The organism is Peterkaempfera podocarpi (assembly GCF_042466665.1).
GTDB classification, from domain to species: Bacteria; Actinomycetota; Actinomycetes; order Streptomycetales; family Streptomycetaceae; genus Peterkaempfera; species Peterkaempfera podocarpi.
Genome location: NZ_CP162102.1, coordinates 653,998 through 671,689, shown reverse-complemented (window position 1 = coordinate 671,689; position 17,692 = coordinate 653,998). Strand labels below are relative to the sequence as shown.

At 73.0% G+C, this 17,692-nt stretch carries 15 protein-coding genes and 1 pseudogene; 5 read left to right on the top strand and 11 right to left on the bottom strand.

The window, feature by feature from the left end; genetic code table 11:
• Positions 1–29: 29 nt before the first annotated feature.
• The 5 genes and pseudogenes from AB0761_RS03060 to AB0761_RS03040 form a co-directional block, all read right to left on the bottom strand.
• Entirely contained in the window at positions 30–1,409 is a 1,380-nt protein-coding gene (locus tag AB0761_RS03060; RefSeq protein WP_377273920.1) for a GH1 family beta-glucosidase, read from the bottom strand.
• Positions 1,410–1,414: 5 nt separating this feature from the next.
• Positions 1,415–2,245 (bottom strand): carbohydrate ABC transporter permease, encoded by an 831-nt coding sequence (locus AB0761_RS03055; protein WP_377267283.1) that lies wholly within the window; start codon positions 2,243–2,245, stop codon positions 1,415–1,417.
• 8 nt (positions 2,246–2,253) lie between these two features.
• Positions 2,254–3,217 (bottom strand): annotated as a pseudogene (locus AB0761_RS03050) (carbohydrate ABC transporter permease).
• Positions 3,218–3,227: 10 nt separating this feature from the next.
• On the bottom strand, positions 3,228–4,454 hold the full coding sequence (locus AB0761_RS03045; protein ID WP_377267282.1) for an extracellular solute-binding protein: 1,227 nt from the start codon (positions 4,452–4,454) through the stop codon (positions 3,228–3,230).
• A gap of 67 nt (positions 4,455–4,521) precedes the next feature.
• Complete coding sequence (locus AB0761_RS03040; protein WP_377267280.1) at positions 4,522–5,562, bottom strand: LacI family DNA-binding transcriptional regulator; 1,041 nt, start codon at positions 5,560–5,562, stop codon at positions 4,522–4,524.
• A 182-nt stretch (positions 5,563–5,744) separates the two neighbouring features.
• Between AB0761_RS03040 and AB0761_RS03035 the strand changes: the two genes are divergently transcribed.
• The gene (locus AB0761_RS03035; protein WP_377267278.1) at positions 5,745–6,278 is read left to right on the top strand and encodes a DUF6886 family protein; all 534 of its coding nucleotides are present in this window, start codon (positions 5,745–5,747) and stop codon (positions 6,276–6,278) included.
• A gap of 212 nt (positions 6,279–6,490) precedes the next feature.
• Here AB0761_RS03035 and AB0761_RS03030 read toward each other — a convergent pair whose 3' ends face one another.
• The 3 genes from AB0761_RS03030 to AB0761_RS03020 form a co-directional block, all read right to left on the bottom strand.
• Positions 6,491–7,174, bottom strand: coding sequence for a class I SAM-dependent methyltransferase (locus AB0761_RS03030; RefSeq protein ID WP_377267277.1), 684 nt, complete (start codon positions 7,172–7,174; stop codon positions 6,491–6,493).
• 68 nt (positions 7,175–7,242) lie between these two features.
• Positions 7,243–8,517 (bottom strand): type ISP restriction/modification enzyme, encoded by a 1,275-nt coding sequence (locus AB0761_RS03025; protein WP_377267276.1) that lies wholly within the window; start codon positions 8,515–8,517, stop codon positions 7,243–7,245.
• A gap of 162 nt (positions 8,518–8,679) precedes the next feature.
• Entirely contained in the window at positions 8,680–9,201 is a 522-nt protein-coding gene (locus AB0761_RS03020) for a DUF2087 domain-containing protein (RefSeq protein ID WP_377267275.1), read from the bottom strand.
• A 506-nt stretch (positions 9,202–9,707) separates the two neighbouring features.
• Between AB0761_RS03020 and AB0761_RS03015 the strand changes: the two genes are divergently transcribed.
• From AB0761_RS03015 to AB0761_RS03000, 4 genes are all read left to right on the top strand, one after another.
• Complete coding sequence (locus AB0761_RS03015) at positions 9,708–12,068, top strand: M4 family metallopeptidase (RefSeq protein ID WP_377267273.1); 2,361 nt, start codon at positions 9,708–9,710, stop codon at positions 12,066–12,068.
• 128 nt (positions 12,069–12,196) lie between these two features.
• Positions 12,197–12,616 carry a GNAT family N-acetyltransferase gene (locus AB0761_RS03010; RefSeq protein WP_377267272.1) on the top strand — a complete coding sequence of 140 codons (420 nt, stop codon included), beginning with the start codon at positions 12,197–12,199 and terminating at the stop codon, positions 12,614–12,616.
• Positions 12,617–12,685: 69 nt separating this feature from the next.
• Positions 12,686–13,018 carry a hypothetical protein gene (locus AB0761_RS03005; protein ID WP_377267271.1) on the top strand — a complete coding sequence of 111 codons (333 nt, stop codon included), beginning with the start codon at positions 12,686–12,688 and terminating at the stop codon, positions 13,016–13,018.
• A 75-nt stretch (positions 13,019–13,093) separates the two neighbouring features.
• Positions 13,094–14,044, top strand: coding sequence for a pseudouridine-5'-phosphate glycosidase (locus AB0761_RS03000; protein WP_377267270.1), 951 nt, complete (start codon positions 13,094–13,096; stop codon positions 14,042–14,044).
• 107 nt (positions 14,045–14,151) lie between these two features.
• Here AB0761_RS03000 and bioD read toward each other — a convergent pair whose 3' ends face one another.
• The 3 genes from bioD to bioB all read right to left on the bottom strand — a co-directional run bounded on the left by bioD (position 14,152) and on the right by bioB (position 17,533).
• A complete protein-coding gene (bioD, locus tag AB0761_RS02995; protein ID WP_377267269.1) occupies positions 14,152–14,904 on the bottom strand; it encodes a dethiobiotin synthase in 753 nt (250 codons plus the stop codon).
• A gap of 86 nt (positions 14,905–14,990) precedes the next feature.
• Entirely contained in the window at positions 14,991–16,310 is a 1,320-nt protein-coding gene (locus AB0761_RS02990) for an adenosylmethionine--8-amino-7-oxononanoate transaminase (protein WP_377267268.1), read from the bottom strand.
• Positions 16,310–17,533, bottom strand: coding sequence for a biotin synthase BioB (gene bioB, locus AB0761_RS02985; RefSeq protein WP_377267267.1), 1,224 nt, complete (start codon positions 17,531–17,533; stop codon positions 16,310–16,312). Before bioB ends, AB0761_RS02990 begins: the two co-directional genes overlap by 1 nt.
• Positions 17,534–17,692: the final 159 nt, after the last annotated feature.

Sequence of the window (17,692 nt, the reverse complement as noted above, 5' to 3'; positions counted from 1 at the left end):
TGGGGGATGAGGGAGGTGCTGATGGAACGTCAGGAGCTGCGGTGCGCGGCGATGAGACCGGCGTACCAGTGGTAGCTGTCCTTGGGTGTGCGCTGGTGGGTGGCGTAGTCGACCCGGACGATGCCGAAGCGCTTGGCGTAGCCGTACGCCCACTCGAAGTTGTCCAGCAGCGACCAGACGAAGTAGCCGCGTACGTCCACGCCCGCATCGAGGGCGGCGGTGAGTGCGTGCAGATGGGCGTGCAGGTACTCCACCCGGTCGGTGTCGTGCACCGCTCCGTCGGCGTCCGGCTGGTCGGGCTCGGCGGAGCCGTTCTCGGTGATCAGCACCGGGGGCAGGTTCGGGTAGCGGTCGCGCAGCCGGGTCAGCAGCTCGGTGAAGGTGTGCGGCACCACCGGCCAGTCCATGGCGGTGCGGCGTACCCCGGGCCAGCCGGCCTCCCGGGCCCGGATGTCCACCGCGGTGCGCAGCGCCGGGTCGGGCTCGGTGTACGGCGCGTCCGCGAAGACCAGCGGCCGGTAGAAGTTGATGCCCAGGAAGTCCAGCGGCGCGCCGATCACCTCCAGGTCGCCCTCGCGCCGGAACTCCTGGTGGCGGGCGAGCTCGCCCCAGGTCTCCGCCTCGTTCCCGGGGTAGCGGCCCGCCAGCAGCGGCTCGGTCCACACCAGGTTGTGCAGGGTCTCGGCGCGGCGTGCCGCGGCCGCGTCCGCGGGGGAGTCGGTCGCGGGGGAGATGTGGTCCAGATTGAGGGTGACGCCGACCTCGGCGGCGCCGGCGGCGCGCAGTGCCCGCGCCGCGAGGCCGTGGCCCAGCAGCAGATGGTGTGCGGTGGCCAGCGCCGGGACGCCCTCGCGGGTTCCGGGGGCGTGGCGGCCCACCGCGTGGCCCACGAAGGAGGTGCAGAAGGGCTCGTTGAGGGTGATCCAGCGCCGTACCCGGTCGCCGAGGCGCTCCGCGGTGATCGCGGCGTACTCGGCGAACAGTTCGGCGGTCTCCCGGACCCGCCAGCCGCCCCGGTCCTCCAGCGCCTGCGGAAGGTCCCAGTGGTAGAGGGTGGGCACCGGCTCGATCCCGGCCGCCAGCAGCTCGTCGACCAGCCGGTCGTAGAAGTCCAGGCCCTTGTCGTTGACGGGGCCGTCCCCGGCCGGGCGCACCCGCGGCCAGGCGATGGAGAAGCGGTAGTCGTCCACGCCCAGGCGGCGCAGCAGCTCCACGTCCTCCGGGTAGCGGTGGTAGTGGTCGCAGGCGCTGTCGCCGGTCTCCCCGCCCTCGGTGCGGCCGGGGGTGTGGCTGTAGGTGTCCCAGATGGAGGGGCCGCGGCCGTCCTCGGTGGCGGCACCCTCGATCTGGTAGGCCGCGGTGGCGGCGCCGAAGCGGAAGCCTGCCGGGAAACGGGGCAGATCGGATATGTCGGTCACTTGATGGAACCTCCGGTCACTCCGGCGGCGACGTACTTCTGCGCGAGCAGCAGCAGCGCGGCGGCCGGGATCGAGGACAGCACCGCGACGGCCATCACGGCGCCCCAGTCGCCCACATGGGCACCCAGGTACTGGTAGATGCCCAGGGTCACCGGGCGGACATCGTCGGTGGTGTTGAGGGTGAGAGCGAACATGAAGTCGCTCCACGCGAAGAGGAAGGTGAACAGGCCCGCCGTGATCAGCGCATTGCGGCTCATCGGCAGCACGATCCGGACGAACGCCCGGAACCGCCCGGCACCGTCGACCATCGCGGCCTCCACCACCTCGCCGGGGATGGACACCATGAAGGCCCTCAGCAGCACGATCGAGAAGGGGATCCCCAGCGACGCGTCGGCGAGCATCAGGCCCAGATAGGAGTTGACCAGGTGCAGGTCCACATAGGCGTTGTACAGCGCGTTGGCGACCACGATCCCCGGGACCATCTGGGTGATCAGGGTGCCGAAGACGATGGAGCGGGCGCCCTTGATCCGCAGCTGCGCCAGCCCGTACGCGGCCGGGGCGGCCAGCACCAGGCAGATGGCGACGGCGCCCAGCGCGATCCCCAGCGAGGTCAGCAGATTGCCGCCCTGGGAGGAGAGCGCCCGGCTGAAGTTGCCGAAGCCGGGGTGGATCGGGAACGGATCGAGCGAGGCCAGCCCGGTGCCCGGTTGCAGTGCGGTGTTGAGCATCCAGTACAGCGGGAAGAGCATCACGGCCAGGATGGCGACCGCGACCACGGCGGAGCCGATGCCTCGGCGGCGTGCCCGGGGCGGGGTGGTGGTGGACATCGGGACGGTCACTTCCCCTCGGTGCCGAAGTCGGTCCGGTTGGCCCGCAGATAGAAGACGGCGAAGACGGCGGAGACCAGGATGAGGATGTTGCCGACGACGGCACCCGCACCGAAGTCGAGCCGGACGAAGGAGAGCTGGTAGGTCTGGGTGCCCAGGGTCTGGGTGGCGTCGGCGGGTCCGCCGTCGGTGAGCGCCAGGATCAGGTCGAGGATCTTCACCGTCGACATGAAGCCCAGCACCAGCACCACCGTGATCACCGGCCGCAGCATCGGCAGGGTGACGGAGCGGAAGGTGCGCCAGGCGGAGGCCCCGTCGATGGACGCGGCCTCATGGACGTCGCGGGGGATCTCCTGGAGTCCGCCGTAGAGGATCACCATATTGAAGGGGATGCCGATCCAGATGTTCACCAGGACCACCGAGAGCAGCGCCATGGAGGGGCTGTTCAGCCACGGGGTGTGGCCGCTGGTGATGCCGAGCGCGTCCAGGAGGCGGTTGAGCACCCCGGTGTCCTGGTCCAGCAGCCGCCGCCACACGGTGCCGGCCACCACCATCGGGATCAGCCAGGGGAGCAGCAGCAGTGAGCGGACCACCCCGGAGAGCGGGAAGCGGCGGCTGAAGAAGACCGCCAGCGCCAGCCCGATGGTGAACTGGCCCAGCAGCGACCCCGCGGTGAAGACCAGGGTGTGCCACAGGGCGTCGCCGAAGAGCTGGTCGTGCAGGACGGTGCGCCAGTTGTCCAGCCCGTTGAAGGGCGCCTTGCCGGTGAAGAAGGTGGACGGCGTGTAGTGCTGGAAGCTCATCAGCACATTGCGGACCAGCGGGTAGCCGAAGAAGGCCGCCATATAGGCCACGGCGGGGGCGACGAACGCCCAGTGCAGCAGGGTGCGCCGGCGGCGCGCGGTCCGGTGGGCCCGGGCGGCGCGCCGGGGCGGCCGGACGGGCGGCGGTGACGGGAGCGGTGGTGGTCATGGGCGGGTCCTCACTTCCCCCAGGCGGCGGCCTGGGCCCGCTTCAGCGCGGCCTCGGGGCTGGTGGTGCCAGTGAGGGCGGACTGGAAGGCGCTCTGCAGGGCGAGGGAGACGGTCGGCCACTTGTCGCCGACCAGCTGGGTGCGGCTGCGGGCGGTCTGCACCTGGTCGGCGAAGGACGCCAGCTGCGGCACCTGCTGCCGGTACTGGCGGGCCCCGTCGGGGGTGACCGGGACGTAGTTGGCCTTCACCGCCCAGTCCACCTGCTCCTTGGCGCTGGTGAGGCAGGAGACGACCTCGGCGGCCAGCTTCTCGCGCCGTTCGTCGCCGGTGTTGGGCACCGCGTCCACCACGCCGCCCAGCGGGGCGACCGACTTCATGCCCGCCTTGGGGACGGGGATCTGCACCACGCCCCAGTGGACGTCCTTGTGCTGGTCCAGTACCGGCACCTGCCAGGGACCGTTGATCATCATGGCCGCGTTCCCGGCGATGAACTGGTCGTTGACGTCCGCCTGGGTCCAGTTGACGGTGGACTTCGACAGCGAGCCGTCCGCCAGCAGGTCCTTCCAGAACTGCAGCGCCTGGGCGACCTGGGGAGTGTCCAGCTTCCGCTCGTCGCCGCCGTTGGACCACATGAACGGCAGGAACTGGAAGACGCCGTCCTCAGCGCCGCCCGCGCTCAGCCCGATGCCGTACTGCTTGCCCCGGGTGAGCTTCCTGGCGTCGTCGCGCAGTTCCTGCCAGGTGGCGGGCGGGGCGATGCCCGCCTTGGCCAGGATGTCCTTGTTGTAGAAGAGGCCGAGGGAGTTCACCGCACGCGCGGCCGCGTAATAGGTGCCCTGGTAGGAGCCGTACCGCTCGATGCCCTCGGGGACACCGGCGGTGGAGACCCCCAGCTCCTCCAGCGGCTTGAGCCCGCCCGCCGCGGCGAACTGCGGCATCTCGGAGCCGTCCAGGATCAGGATGTCCGGCAGCGAGTGCGACGAGGCCATCCGCAACGCCTTGGTGGTGAGCTGGCTCGCCGGGACGCTCACCTGGCGTATCCGCATCCCGGCCTGGGCGGCGCAGCGGTTGTACGCCTGCTGGTCCCAGGTGTGGAACGGGTCGTCGGTGGAGTTGTCCATCACGGTAAGGGCATCGGGGTCGGCCTGGGCGGCGCAGCCGGCGGCGCCGAGACCGGCGACCAGGGTGGTCGCCAGCGCGGCTGCCAGCAGCGGCAGCCGTGGACGGTGGGGCATGGTGGGGCTCCGGGGGTGTGCGGCTCGGGCCTGCCGGGTGGGAAGACCCGGGCAGGGGAGGGGGCGGTCAGCGGGACCGGGGGCCGGCGATGCCGCCCTCGGCGAGCAGGACCGGTGGGATCAGCAGATGGCCGACGGAGTCGGCGAGCAGACGCTGGGCGGGCGGTGACGCGCCGGGCTCACGCAGCGCCTCGGCGGCCGCCGCGGCCAGCCGGGTGACCTCGGCGGCCAGGGTCTCCACGGGAAGTTCGATACGGGGCTGCTCACGCCCGGACGGGTGGTCCGGGAGGCTGCCGATCGCCACCACCGCCAGGTCCTCGGGCACCTGCAGCCCGGCCGCGGCGGCGGCGGTCAGGATGTCGGGCAGCACCAGACCGTGCTGCACGGCCAGCGCGGTGGGCGCGGCGGGGCCGCCGAGCAGGGCGGGCACCTGCCGGGCCGGGTCGCCGTCGGCATGGACCACCCGCACCGTGGCGCCGGTCTGCTGAGCGCCGCGCCGGGCGCCGGCGATACCGCGCAGGGCGTAGCTGCGCCGGGCGCTGACCTCGCGCTCGGTGGGTGCCAGGTAGACGATCTCGCGGTGTCCGGCGGCGGCCAGCTCCCGCACCGCCAGGAAGGCCGCGGCCTCCCAGTCGAGGTCGGTCCACGGCAGGGCGTGCTCGTCGGCGGGGCGGCCGATCAGGGCGGCGGGGAAGGCCAGCTCGCGGACCACCTCGATCCGGGCGTCCTCCATGTCGACGGCCATCAGCACCGCCGCGTCCGCCAGTCCGCTGCGGGCGACCCGGCGCAGACCCTCGGCCTTCTCCTGGGCGGTGGTGAGCAGCAGGTCGTAGCCCAGACGGCGGGCGGCGTCGCTGATGTCGATGGCGAACCGGCCGTCGATGGCCCGCTGGCTGCCGTCGGTGCGGGGGAGGGCGAGGGCCAGGACGTCGGTGCGGGTGGAGCGCAGCGTCCGGGCGCTGGCGCGGGGGTGGTAGCCGAGCTCCTCGACGGCCTGGCGGACGCGCCTGCAGGTCTCGGGGGAGATGGGGCGGGACTCGTTGAGCACATAGGAGACCGTGCTCGGCGCCACGCCTGCGCGCTCGGCGACGTCCTTGATAGTGGCCATGCAGTCCTCCGCTGGTGCTCCCGGTGTCTGCCCCCAGGATGGTGAATCGATTCGACGAATCGTTTCGACGATGCATCGAGATTGTCCGTCGAATCGATTCACCAATGGACGGGATCGTAGGCGCACTCCTCCCGGAGGCAATATGACCTACGTCACACCCGCGACTGTGGTAGGTGTCTGCGGTGCGCCCAGAGCCCGGAGAGGTACTGCACTTCTCCCACAACCCCGCCATCACCCGCTTCGACCCGCATGTCGCCGCCACCGCCCGGCAACCCGAGGCCTATGTCTGGGCAGTGGATGCCGCGCGCAGCCCCGACTACTGGTTCCCCCGCGACTGCCCCCGGGCGATGGCCTGGGAGGAGCCCGCCACAACCGCCGCCGACCGTGAGCGGATCCTGGGCCCCGGTGGAGCCCGCCGGGTGCACGCGGTCGAGTACGGCTGGCTGCCCGCCATGGCCACGGTGGAGCTCTACGCCTACCGCCTGCCGGCCGACCGCTTCCGGCCGTTCGGCGACCCGGTCAACGCCCAGGTCGCCACCGAGCCCGTGGTACCCCTCGGCCCGCCCGAGCGGGTCGGCGACCTGCTGCGGCTCCATGAGGAGGCGGGCATCGAACTGCGGGTCCTCCCCACCCTGTGGCCGTTCTGGGACGTCGTCATCCGCAGCACCCTCGGCTTCAGCGGGATCCGTCTGGGCAATGCGCGGCCGCGTGACTGACGTACCGTCCGATTCCTTGCGGCGCTTGTGGATTCGGGGCAGCGTCCGCCCGCTCTGCCGGCATCGGCCTATGATCCGGGCGGCTCGGCGCCATCGGCGGTCCCGGGGGTTCCTGAGCCCTTGCGCCGGGACCGGCGGCGAGCTCGTCCGACAGCGAGCACTGTGCCCGGCGGCCTGCGCGTCCACACCCCACCCGCAGCCTCCCCGGGCGGTCAGTCCGCCTGCAGGCGCCAGACCGTGGTCGCCTTGACCGCGCGGTCCTCCAGATCCGCCACCACCGGCACCTGCTGCCGCGACACCGCCTCGAACCGCTGCCGGGGCAGATAGGCCCGGCCCGGGTCGCCTACCAGCACCAGCGCGCCCCGGGCCCGGGCCCGCTGCAGAAAGGGCAGCACCCGCTCCGCCATCGGGCGCTCGTAGAAGACATCCCCGGCGAGCACCACCTCGGCGTCCCCGCCGTCGCCGTCCAGCAGATCCCCCAGCAGGGCCTCCACCCGTACCCCGTTCAGCGCGGCGTTGAGGCCGACCGCGGCCGCCGCGAACGGGTCGATGTCGCTTGCGGTGACCGAAGCGGCTCCCGCCACGGCCGCGGCCACCGCCACCAGCCCCGAGCCCGAGGCGAGATCCAGCACCCGGCGGCCTTCCACCGTCTCAGGGCGGTCCAGCACATGACGCGCCAGAGCCTGACCGCCGGCCCAGGCGAAGGCCCAGAACGGCGGATTCATCCGTATCCCGCCCTGCACCTGCTCGGTGAGCTCCCACAGTTCGATCGCCTCGGCGGCCTGGTGCAGCCGCAGCTCCGGCAGGTGGGCCGCCGGCGCCACCCGCGTGTGGGCCAGGACGAACTCCTCGGGCCGCAGCCCCACCGCAGCCGTGCTCTCCGCAACGCTTGACACGTGTTCCCTCCAGCACCGCCGGGCCCAGCCGATCGCCCGACCCTATCCCCACCGGGGACGACCGCAGCTCAAAGCAGTGCGAACTGGCCCTCCGGGCCCTCCTCCCGGTGTGCCAGCACCGAGGCCGGACAGGCGGCCCAGCCGGGTGCTGGCAGCACCCCCGCCGTACGCAGTTCAGCCGCGCCGATCCGGGGGCCCGCTGCCAGCAGCCCCAGCAGAGCGGACTGCTCGCTGTGCAGGTCCGCCAGCAGGGCCAGCACCGTGACCAGATCGATCAGTTCGGTGGTCCAGGACCGTGGCCAGGCCGTCGGGCGGACCGCCTCCAGGGACCCGGGCGCGGCCTCGCCGGGGATGCGCTCCGCGAACCAGCTCTCCAGCACCCGCTCCCCGCCCACCCGGTACTCCCAGGCTCCGGCCGGTACGGGCGCGATCCGGCCGTCGCCGAGCAGCAGTGCCTGTTCCTCCGGGTCGTAGGCGATGGCGGAGGGGAACCCCGCCGGGCTGTCCGGGACCGGCCGGCGGACGAACGGCCGCTGCCCGCCCGGCATCCGGGGGCGTCCGGCCGGACGGTCGGCGGCGGGGTCGGTGCACCGGGCGCCGTAGGTGGTCAGCCAGAGCACCCGTCGGCCGAGGGCTGTGCCGCGCTGCCACAGCTCCGCCGCGGCCGGCAGCGGTACCGGTACGGCGTCGGGGGTGTCGCCCTGCGGCGGCTCCTGCCCGCAGGCCACGGCGGCGGTCCAGGCGGCGACGTCCCCGGCGGTGACGGGCAGTCCCAGCCGGTCCGAGAGCAGCGCGAGGAGACCGGGTGCGAGGTTGGGCTCCTGACCACCGGGGCGGCGGTGCAGCGGAAGCACCGCACCGCGACCCCGCTGACGGTGCCCGTCGGGCAGCTCGGCGCTGAACACCACCGCCGGACCCGGCGCCTCCGACACCACGGCGAACAGCTGGTGGGCGTCGGCGACCCGCCACAGTTCGGGCCGGGCCGCATCCAGCAGCCGCTGGTCGGGCAGCAGCCACTGCCGGTCGAAGGCGCCGTGCCGGATCGGCTCCGGGTCGGGGCACGCTCCCTGCTCCCGGGCCAGCCGTCCGGTGGCCGCCGCCCGGCCGGGCAGCTGGGCCACGGCGCTGCGCAGCGTACGGGAGCGGCTGGGTCGGAAGAGGTCGGACCGCTGCTCGCCGGACGCGCCGATCAGGCGCTGCCAGCGGGCGCGCAGGGTGTCGGGGTCCTGGGCGCGCACCCAGTCGCGGCCGGTGCGGAGTGCCGGTACGGACCAGGGCATCAGATCGGACAGCAGGGGGTCGCCGCTCCAACCGCCCCCGGCAGACCGGGCCCTCTCCGCCACGGAACCCCCTCGACTGCTGGACCTGGACCGTCCCCGGCATGGTACCGACCGGCCTCCGGTCGCCCCCTCCGTCTCAACGGCCGGAGGCGGGCGGGGGTGACGGTGACGGCGACGGTGACGGGCAGTCCGGAACGGATGCGGCGGGGCGGTGCCTGGCCGCTGTCAGGCGGCGACCCGGTAGCGGGACCCGTCGGGGGTGCGGACCAGCAGGCCGGTCTCGACCAGATAGCGGCGCATCGCCGGATAGTCGTTCCAGTACTGCCGGATGGCGATGTTCACCTCACCCTCCGAGTAGACGGCGTCGCTCTGGAACATCCGGTCGGTGAGGTACTTCAGCAGGGCGCGCCGCAGTTCCTGGCGGACGGGTACCGAGATCAGCCGGCCGTCGGCGGTGAAGAGGGAGGCCAGCGCCGCCGGCCGGGCCCGGTCGTCCTGCGGTGCCGCCGGGCGCAGGGCCTGCGCGAACGTCTCATGACCGGCCGTCAGTCGGCCGTCCTCCGCGCGCCGGACCAGCGCGGTGGCGATCAGGCGGGCCAGTGCCCGGGTGTTGTGGGGCTCGGCTGCGGCGAGCTCCTCCTGGGTGATCCCACCGGGTCCGGCGAGCACGATCCTGGAGAGGACGCGCAGGCGGTCGGGGTCGGCCAGAGCTGAGACCAGAGGGGCTGAGTGGCTGGATTCCGTCATCGCGACGCCGCTTTCTCATCAATGCCGTGTTCCCGCGCGGCGCCGGCGGCCGCCGGGCCGAGGAGGCCGTCCGCCCGGCGGACGGCCCCGCACATACGCTGGCGGCTGCCTGCTGGGCATGCAAACGGTTTTCCGCGCCCGCCGGCGCCGGGGAGAAGCCACAGGCACCTGGAATCCTCGCCCGGCCGCGGGCATCTCGGCAAGGGCATCTGACAGGAACCGGACAATCTATGTTCTGTACCTGTCACGAGACAAGGGTTTCCTGTCACGATCGCCTCCGACCGTAGGAGTACCCGTCCGTACGGTCGGTCGGCCCTTGGCGCCTCCGCACCCGCCCGCAGGCCGATCGCGGCGACCGCCCCACCCCGGGCGCGCCGCAGCACCAGGCTCCGCGCACGCCGCACCGCCCCGGACCGCCCATCGGCGGACCGGGACCCTCGTGGGCCGCCACCCAGCGGCCCGGTTCCTGATCGACCGCCACCAGCGGTCGACCGGAAGGAGTCCGTATGCCCCGCCCCACCCCTGCCCGCGTCGCCACGGCTGCTCTCGCCGCGGCAACCGCGCTGCTCGCCACCGGCGTTCCCGCGACCGTCGCGCACGCAGCCGCCCCCGCACCGGCAGGCACCTCCGCCAGCACCCATGCGATACCGCTCGGCGAGGCCCAGCGCACCCAACTCCTCGACCGGGCAGGCCAGGACAGCGGCAAGGTCGCCGCCGCCCTCGGCCTCGGCGCCAAGGAGAAGCTGGTCGCCAAGGACATCGTCGTGGACGCCGACGGCAACCGGCACGTGCGGTACAACCGGACCTTCGCCGGCCTGCCCGTCCTCGGCGGCGACCTGGTCGTGCACGAGGGCCAGGACGGCACACCCGAGGCAGTGGACCGCGCCTCCACCGCCGCCCTGAACATCAGCAGCACCACCCCCGCAGTGGCCGCGGCCGCGGCCGGCAAGGCGGCCCTCGCCGCCGACCCCGGCGCCACCGCCTCCGGCACCGCACCGCGCCTGGTGGTGTGGGCGGCCAAGGGCACCCCCGCTCTCGCCTGGGAGAACGTGGTCGAGAGCGTCGCCAAGGACGGCACGCCCAGCAAGCTGCACATCATCACGGACGCCCGGTCCGGCAAGGTGCTGAGCAGCTTCGAGGGCATCGAGACCGGTTCCGGCACCGGCGTCTACGTCGGCCAGGTCTCCCTGACGACCACGCTGTCCGGGTCCACGTACCAGCTCAAGGACGGCAGCCGCGGCAACCTGTACACCACCGACCTCAACGGCGGCACCTCGGGAACCGGCACCCTGTTCACCGACGCCGACGACGTCTGGGGCAACGGCGCCGCCTCCAACCGCCAGTCCGCGGCCGTGGACGCCCAGTTCGGCACCGCCGCCACCTGGGACTTCTACAAGAACACCTATGGCCGCAACGGCATCGCCAACGACGGCCGGGGCTCCTACAACCGGGTCCACTACGGCAGCAGCTATGTCAACGCCTTCTGGGACGACAGCTGCTTCTGCATGACCTACGGGGACGGGTCGGGCAACACCCACCCGCTCACCGCGCTGGACGTGGCCGGCCACGAGATGAGCCACGGCGTCACCTCCGCCACCGCGGGCCTCAACTACTCCGGTGAGTCCGGCGGCCTCAACGAGGCCACCTCCGACATCATGGGCACCGGCGTCGAGTGGTACGCCAACCTCCCCGCGGACCCGCCGGACTACCTGATCGGCGAGGAGATCAACATCAACGGGGACGGCACCCCGCTGCGCTACATGGACAAGCCCTCCAAGGACGGCTCCTCGGCCGACAGCTGGTACTCCGGGGTCGGCAACCTCGATGTGCACTACTCCTCGGGTGTCGCCAACCACTTCTTCTACCTGCTCTCCGAGGGCAGCGGCGCCAAGGTGATCAACGGGGTCAGCTACAACAGCCCCACCGTCAACAGCATCAGCGTCACCGGCATCGGCCACGACAAGGCGCTCGCCATCTGGTACCGCGCCCTCACCACCTACTTCACCTCCACCACCAACTATGCGAGCGCCCGTACCGGCACCCTCAGCGCCGCGGCCGACCTCTACGGCAACGGCAGCGCCGAGTACAACGCCGTCGCCACCGCCTGGGCCGGCGTCGCCGTGGGCTCGCTGCCCACCGGGGGAGTCACCGTCACCAGCCCGGGCAACCAGTCCACCGCCGTGGGCACCGCGGTCAGCCTGACCGTCAAGGCCACCGGCGGCAGCGGCGGCTACACCTGGAGCGCCACCGGCCTGCCCGCCGGACTCTCCATCAACTCCTCCACCGGCGTGATCAGCGGCACCCCGACCACCGCCGGCACCTCCAGCGTCCAGGTGACCGCCAAGGACAGCGCCGGAGCCACCGGCAGCGCCTCCTTCACCTGGACCGTCGGCAGCGGCGGCGGCGGTGGCTGCACCGCCACCCAGCTGCTCGGCAACGCGGGCTTCGAGACCGGCTCCGCCTCCCCGTGGACGGCCAGCAGCGGCGTGGTCGACAACAGCTCCGGCGAGGCCGCCCACTCCGGCTCCTGGAAGGCCTGGATGGACGGCTACGGCACCACCCACACCGACACCCTCTCCCAGACCGTCTCGGTGCCGGCCGGCTGCAAGGCGACGCTGACCTTCTGGCTGCACATCGACACCAGTGAGACCACCACCAGCACCGCCTACGACAAGCTCACCGTCCAGGCCGGCTCCACCACCCTGGCGAGCTTCTCCAACCTCAACAAGAACACCGGCTACGCCCAGAAGAGCTACGACCTGTCGTCCTTCGCCGGCCAGTCGGTCACCGTCAAGTTCACCGGTGCCGAGGACTCCTCGCTGCAGACCAGCTTCGTGGTCGACGACACGGCCCTCACCACCTCCTGATCCACACCACCGGCCGGCACCACCGACCGGGGCGCACCAGGGCCCGGCAGCGGACATCCGCTGCCGGGCCCGTCCCACACTGCGGAAATCCCGGCGGGCCGCCCTCCCGGCGGACTAGACCGATCCCCATGACCGACATCGAGATCCGCCCCGCCCGCCCCGCCGACCTCCCCGGACTGCTCGCCTTCTGGGCGCACGCCGCCGAGGGCACCAGCATCACCGACGACCCGGACGGGATCTCCCGGCTGCTGGAGCGCGACCCCGAGGCCCTCATCCTCGCCGAGCGGGACGGCAGCCTCGCCGGTACCGTGATCGCCGGCTGGGACGGCTGGCGCTGCCATCTCTACCGCCTCGCCGTCCACCCCGACCACCGCCGCCAGGGCGTTGCCACCGCCCTCCTGGACGCCGCAGAAGCCCGCTTCCGCGCCCTCGGCGGACGCCGCGGCGACGCCATGGTCCTGGACCACAACGCCCTCGGCCGGAGCGCCTGGCAGTCCGCCGGCTACACCCCGGACAGCGGCTGGAGCCGGTGGACCAAGCCCCTGTGACCGGTCGCGCACTGACCGGTTGTCAGTGCCGGGGCGTACCGTCGTAGCGGGACAACGGGAGGAGACCCCATGCCCGGCATACCCGCGGAGGCGTTGCGCAAGGTCCGCGACGAGATCGACGCGCTGCGCACCGGCGGCGCCCCGGCATCCGCCCGACTGCTCCGACTGCGCGGCCTCGGCCCGCGGCTGACGGCCCTGCTGGCCGAGCTGACGGCCCAGGGCGTGCCCGCCGACCGCCTGGACCCGCTCCATGAGGCCGCCGAGCTGCTCCAGCCGCTGACCGACGGTGTGGAGCCCGCCCCCGGCCAGGCCGAGGACCTCGCAGAGCAGGCCGCCGAGCTGCTCGCGGTCTTCGACGCGGCGGCGCGCGCCGAGCTGAGGGAGCCGCACCGGCAGAGCTGACCCGAGGTTTCCCGGCGCCTCCCACGCGACACCACTGAGACATCCGTACCGCACCGAGGGAAGGCACACCCGCCCATGCCGGACCCCGCCCACGCCGCACCGGTCGGCCCGCACATCACCGAGGAGGTCCGCGAGGCCCTGCGCCGGCGGCTGCCGGTGGTGGCACTGGAGTCGACCATCATCGCCCATGGGCTGCCCCGGCCGCGGGGCCTCCAGGTCGCCCGCGAGCTGGAGGCCCTGGTCAGCGCGGGCGGTGCGGTCCCCGCCACCGTCGCGGTGCTCGACGGTGTCGCCCATGTCGGCCTCCGGGCGGACCAGTTGGAGCGGATCGCCACCGAGGAGGGCATCCGCAAACTCGGGTTCCGCGATCTCCCCCCGGCCCTGGCGCTGGGTGCCAGTGGCGCCACCACCGTCTCAGGGACGGCCTTTCTGGCCGCGGCGGCAGGCATCCGGGTGTTCGCCACCGGCGGCCTCGGCGGCGTCCACCGCGGCTGGACCACCGTGCAGGACGAGTCAGCCGACCTCAATCTGCTCAGCCGTACCCGCATCACCGTGGTCTGCGCGGGCGTCAAGTCCATCCTGGACGTCCCCGCCACCCTGCAGCGGATGGAGACCCTCAACATCTCGGTGGCCGGCTACCGCACCGCCGAGTTCCCGGGCTTCTATCTGCGCAGCTCCGGTGAGCCGGTCGACTGGACGCTCACCACCCCGCAGCAGGTCGCCGCCGCCATGCACGCCCAGGACAGGCTCGGTGGCCCGCCCGCGGCGCTGGTCGTCGCCAACCCCGTCGCCGAGGAGCACCAGCTGGACCCGGCCCTCCACGACCGCGTCCTCGCCGACGCCCTCGCCGCCGCCGAGGGCGACCGGATCCACGGCCAGGCCGTCACCCCCTATCTGCTGGCCCGGATGGTCCGCGACACCGAAGGGGCGTCTCTGGAGGCCAACCTCGCCGCCGTCCGCGGCAATGTCCGCCTCGCCACCGAGATCGCCGACGCCTGGTCCCAGCGGACACCCATGGCCATCTGACGGTGGCGCCAGGGGCAGGGGCGACTCTGCCCTTCCGCCGGCGCCGCGCCGCTGTCACGGACAGCGGGTGTCCCGGCGCGGTCCCGCGAGCGTCCGGTCGTACTCCGTCAGCCCACCGGGGCAGGGAGCGGCGCCGCGTGACGGGAGGTGAAGGCAGCCGGGTCGAAGGAGCCGCCGAGGCGAGGGGAGAGCGCGGTGCGGGCGATGCCGAGGAAGGCGCTGCCGCCGATGGCCGCGCAGCGCTCGGGCAGCGCCCCGAGCAGGGGAGCGGCGGTGACGGCTGGCAGGTCGGCGAGGTTGCAGCGGGACGCCAGATCGGGATGGGCGGGCCAGGAGCCGACCACCGTGCCGAGCAGGGGGAGGCCGCGGTGGCGCAGGGCCTCGGCGGTGAGGGCGGCACTGTTGAGGGTGCCGAGTCCCGCCGGGGCGACGGCGACGACGTCGACGGGCAGGCCGTGGTCGGCCATGGCCCGGATGGCGTCGGCGAAGGTGTGCCCCGCCTCGTCGTAACGGACCAGCAGCCCGCCGGCGCCCTCGACCAGCACCAGATCGTGGTCCTCCGCCAGCTGGGCAGCCTCCGCCGCGATCTGCTGCGGTCCGACGGGGGGCATGCCGCAGCGGCGGGCGGCGGTGTCCGGGGCCAGCGGCTCCGGGTAGCGGGCCAGTTCACGGCGGGTCAGCGGCCCGGCCAGCCGGGCCACCTCGTCCACATCACCGGGCTCACCCGGCTCCACGCCGGTCTGGGCCGGCTTCAGTACCGCGACCCGGCGGCCCGCGTCGAGGGCCAGGGCGGCGACGGCCGCGGTGACGACGGTCTTGCCGATCTCGGTGCCGGTGCCCGTGACCACCAGTACGCCCATGTGCTGCTCCGATCCTGAGGGGGGTCTGCTGTGTGCCGGGGCCGGCGGAAGCGGCCCACCGCCTGGTGGCTCCCCGGGCGGCTGCGTCATCCGGCGGCGGCCGCCGCGACCACGGCCTCGCCGATGCGGGCCAGGTCGTCCTCGCCCGTGACATAGGGCGGCATGGTGTAGACGAGGTCGCGGAACGGACGCAGCCAGACGCCGTGCCGCGTCGCGGCCCGGGTGGCCGCGGCCATGTCCACCGGGTGGTCCAGCTGCACCACGCCGATCGCCCCCAGCACCCGGACGTCAGCGACGCCGGGCAGCTCGGCGGCCGGGGCGAGCCCGGTCCGCAGCGCCGACTCGATCCGCTTGACCTCGGTGCGCCAGTCCTGGTCGAGGAGGAGCCCGAGCGAGGCGTTGGCCGCGGCGGCGGCCAACGGATTGCCCATGAACGTGGGCCCGTGGGCCAGTACGGGCACCTCGCCGCGGCTGATCCCGTCGGCCACCCGGGAGGTGCACAGCGTCGCAGCCATCGTCAGATAGCCGCCGGTGAGCGCCTTGCCCAGGCACATCACATCGGGTGCGACTCCGGCGTGCCCGGCTGCGAAGAGCTCACCGGTACGGCCGAAGCCGGTGGCGATCTCGTCGAAGACCAGCAGGACGTCATGGGCGTCGCACAGCTCACGGAGCAGCCGCAGATAGCCGGGGGAATGGAACCGCATCCCGCCGGCGCCCTGCACCACCGGCTCCACGATCACCGCGGCCAGCTCACCCGCATGACGCTCCAGCAGGTCGGCGAGTTCCGCCGCATACGCCTCGTCGACGGCGGCGTCGAAGCCGGCCGGCGGCTCCCCGGCGAAGACCTGGCGGGGCAGCACCCCGCCCCACAGCCGGTGCATCCCGCCCTTCGGGTCGCAGACCGACATGGGGTGGAAGGTGTCACCGTGGTAGCCGCCGCGCCAGGTGAGCAGCCGGTGCTTCTCCGGCCTCCCCAGCGAGGCCCAGTACTGGAGGCACATCTTGACGGCGACCTCGACCGACACCGATCCGGAGTCGGCGAGAAAGACATGCTGCAGCGGCGCGGGGGTGATCTCCACCAGGGTCGCCGCCAGCCGTACGGCCGGCTCGTGGGTGAGCCCGCCGAACATCACATGGCTCATCCGGTCGAGCTGGCCGCGTACGGCGGCGTCCAGTACCGGGTGCCCGTAGCCGTGGATCGCCGCCCACCAGGACGACATGCCGTCGACCAGCTCCCGGTGCCCCTCGGCCGGCTCGGCCAGCCGCAGCCGGACGCCCGCGGCGGACTCCACCAGCAGGGGGGTGGCGGTGCCCGGCATGGGCCCGTAGGGATGCCAGACATGGGCCTGGTCCAGGTCGAGCAGTGTGCGGGGGTCCAGCGGTGTGCGCGGACGGGGCTGCGGCATCAGGCGTTGGGCGGCAGGTCGGTTCCGGCGCCGCGCCGGCGGACCTGTACCAGGTCGGTGCGGGCGGCCCCGGTGCCGGCCGGCTCGAGTGCCTGCTCGGCCTCGGTCTCGGTCGCCGGTTCGGTGGCGGTGGTGGCGGTGGTGGCGGTGGTGGCGGTGGTGGCGCAGGACGCCTCCTCGCCGCCGCACGGTCCGCAGCCCCCGTGACCCGCGGCGGCGGAGCGGTGCTGCGGCAGGGTGGTGCGGTCGGTGCCCTCCACCTCGAACCCGGCGTCGGCGATCATGTCCAGGTCGGCCTGGCCGGCCTGGCCCTCACTGGTGAGGTAGTCGCCCAGGAAGACCGAGTTGGCCAGGTGCAGCGCCAGCGGCTGGAGGGTACGCAGATGCACCTCGCGACCGCCCGCCAGCCGCACCTCCACATCGGGGCAGACGAAGCGCACCATGGCGAGGATCCGCAGGCAGCGCTGGGGGGTGAGGTTCCACTCCTTGGCCAGCGGGGTGCCCTCGAACGGGATCAGGAAGTTGACCGGCACCGAGTCGGGGTCCAGGTCCCGCAGGGCGAAGACCACGTCCACCAGGTCGGCGTCGCTCTCGCCCATACCGGCGATCAGCCCGGAGCACGCGGACAGGCCCGCGGCCTGGGCCTGCTGCACCGTGTCCACGCGGTCCTGGAAGTCATGGGTGGTGCAGATGTCGGCGTAGTTGTCGCCGGAGGTGTTGAGATTGTGGTTGTAGGCGTCCGCGCCCGCCGCGCGCAGCCGCTCCGCCTGGTTGTCGGAGAGCAGCCCCAGGCAGGCGCAGACCTCAACGCCCTCGCTCTGGCCCTTGATCGCGGCGATGGTGTCGGCCACCCGGTCGATGTCGCGGTCGGTCGGTCCACGGCCGCTGGCCACCAGGCAGACCCGCTTGGCGCCGCCCGCGACACCTGCGGCCGCGGCCTCGGCGGCCTCTTCCGGCTTCAGCCAGGTGTACTTGAGGATCCCGGCGGTGGAGCCCAGTCGCTGAGAACAGTAGGAGCAGTCCTCGGGACAGAGCCCGCTCTTCAGGTTGACCAGGTAGTTGAGCTTCACCCGGCGGCCGAACCAGTGACGGCGCACCCGCCCGGCGGCGGCCACCACATCGAGCAGCTCGTCATCGGTGGTGGCCAGTACGGCGAGCGCTTCCTCCCGAGTGGGGAGCTCGCGGGAGAGGCCCTTGGCGACCAGTGTGTCCAGGAGATCCATGGGGCAGATCCTGCCGCCGTAGGCGGCAGCCACGCCAGAGCGAAACCTGCCAGAAGATCAGCGTGCGACTTTGACCGGTTGTCACAGGCCCGGCGCAGACCGTAGTGACGCAGGTCACGGCCGTTCGGGGGACCAGCGCGGCGCGAGGCCGCCGCGAGG

Excerpts from the sequence above, each read along its gene's own strand:
- AB0761_RS03055 (WP_377267283.1), bottom strand. The coding sequence starts at position 2,245 with ATGTCCACCACCACCCCGCCCCGGGCACGCCGCCGAGGCATCGGCTCC.
- AB0761_RS03045 (WP_377267282.1), bottom strand. The coding sequence starts at position 4,454 with ATGCCCCACCGTCCACGGCTGCCGCTGCTGGCAGCCGCGCTGGCGACC.
- AB0761_RS03040 (WP_377267280.1), bottom strand. The coding sequence starts at position 5,562 with ATGGCCACTATCAAGGACGTCGCCGAGCGCGCAGGCGTGGCGCCGAGC.
- AB0761_RS03020 (WP_377267275.1), bottom strand. The coding sequence starts at position 9,201 with ATGACGGAATCCAGCCACTCAGCCCCTCTGGTCTCAGCTCTGGCCGAC.
- AB0761_RS03015 (WP_377267273.1), top strand. The coding sequence starts at position 9,708 with ATGCCCCGCCCCACCCCTGCCCGCGTCGCCACGGCTGCTCTCGCCGCG.
- AB0761_RS03010 (WP_377267272.1), top strand. The coding sequence starts at position 12,197 with ATGACCGACATCGAGATCCGCCCCGCCCGCCCCGCCGACCTCCCCGGA.
- AB0761_RS03005 (WP_377267271.1), top strand. The coding sequence starts at position 12,686 with ATGCCCGGCATACCCGCGGAGGCGTTGCGCAAGGTCCGCGACGAGATC.
- AB0761_RS03000 (WP_377267270.1), top strand. The coding sequence starts at position 13,094 with ATGCCGGACCCCGCCCACGCCGCACCGGTCGGCCCGCACATCACCGAG.
- bioD (WP_377267269.1), bottom strand. The coding sequence starts at position 14,904 with ATGGGCGTACTGGTGGTCACGGGCACCGGCACCGAGATCGGCAAGACC.
- AB0761_RS02990 (WP_377267268.1), bottom strand. The coding sequence starts at position 16,310 with ATGCCGCAGCCCCGTCCGCGCACACCGCTGGACCCCCGCACACTGCTC.
- bioB (WP_377267267.1), bottom strand. The coding sequence starts at position 17,533 with ATGGATCTCCTGGACACACTGGTCGCCAAGGGCCTCTCCCGCGAGCTC.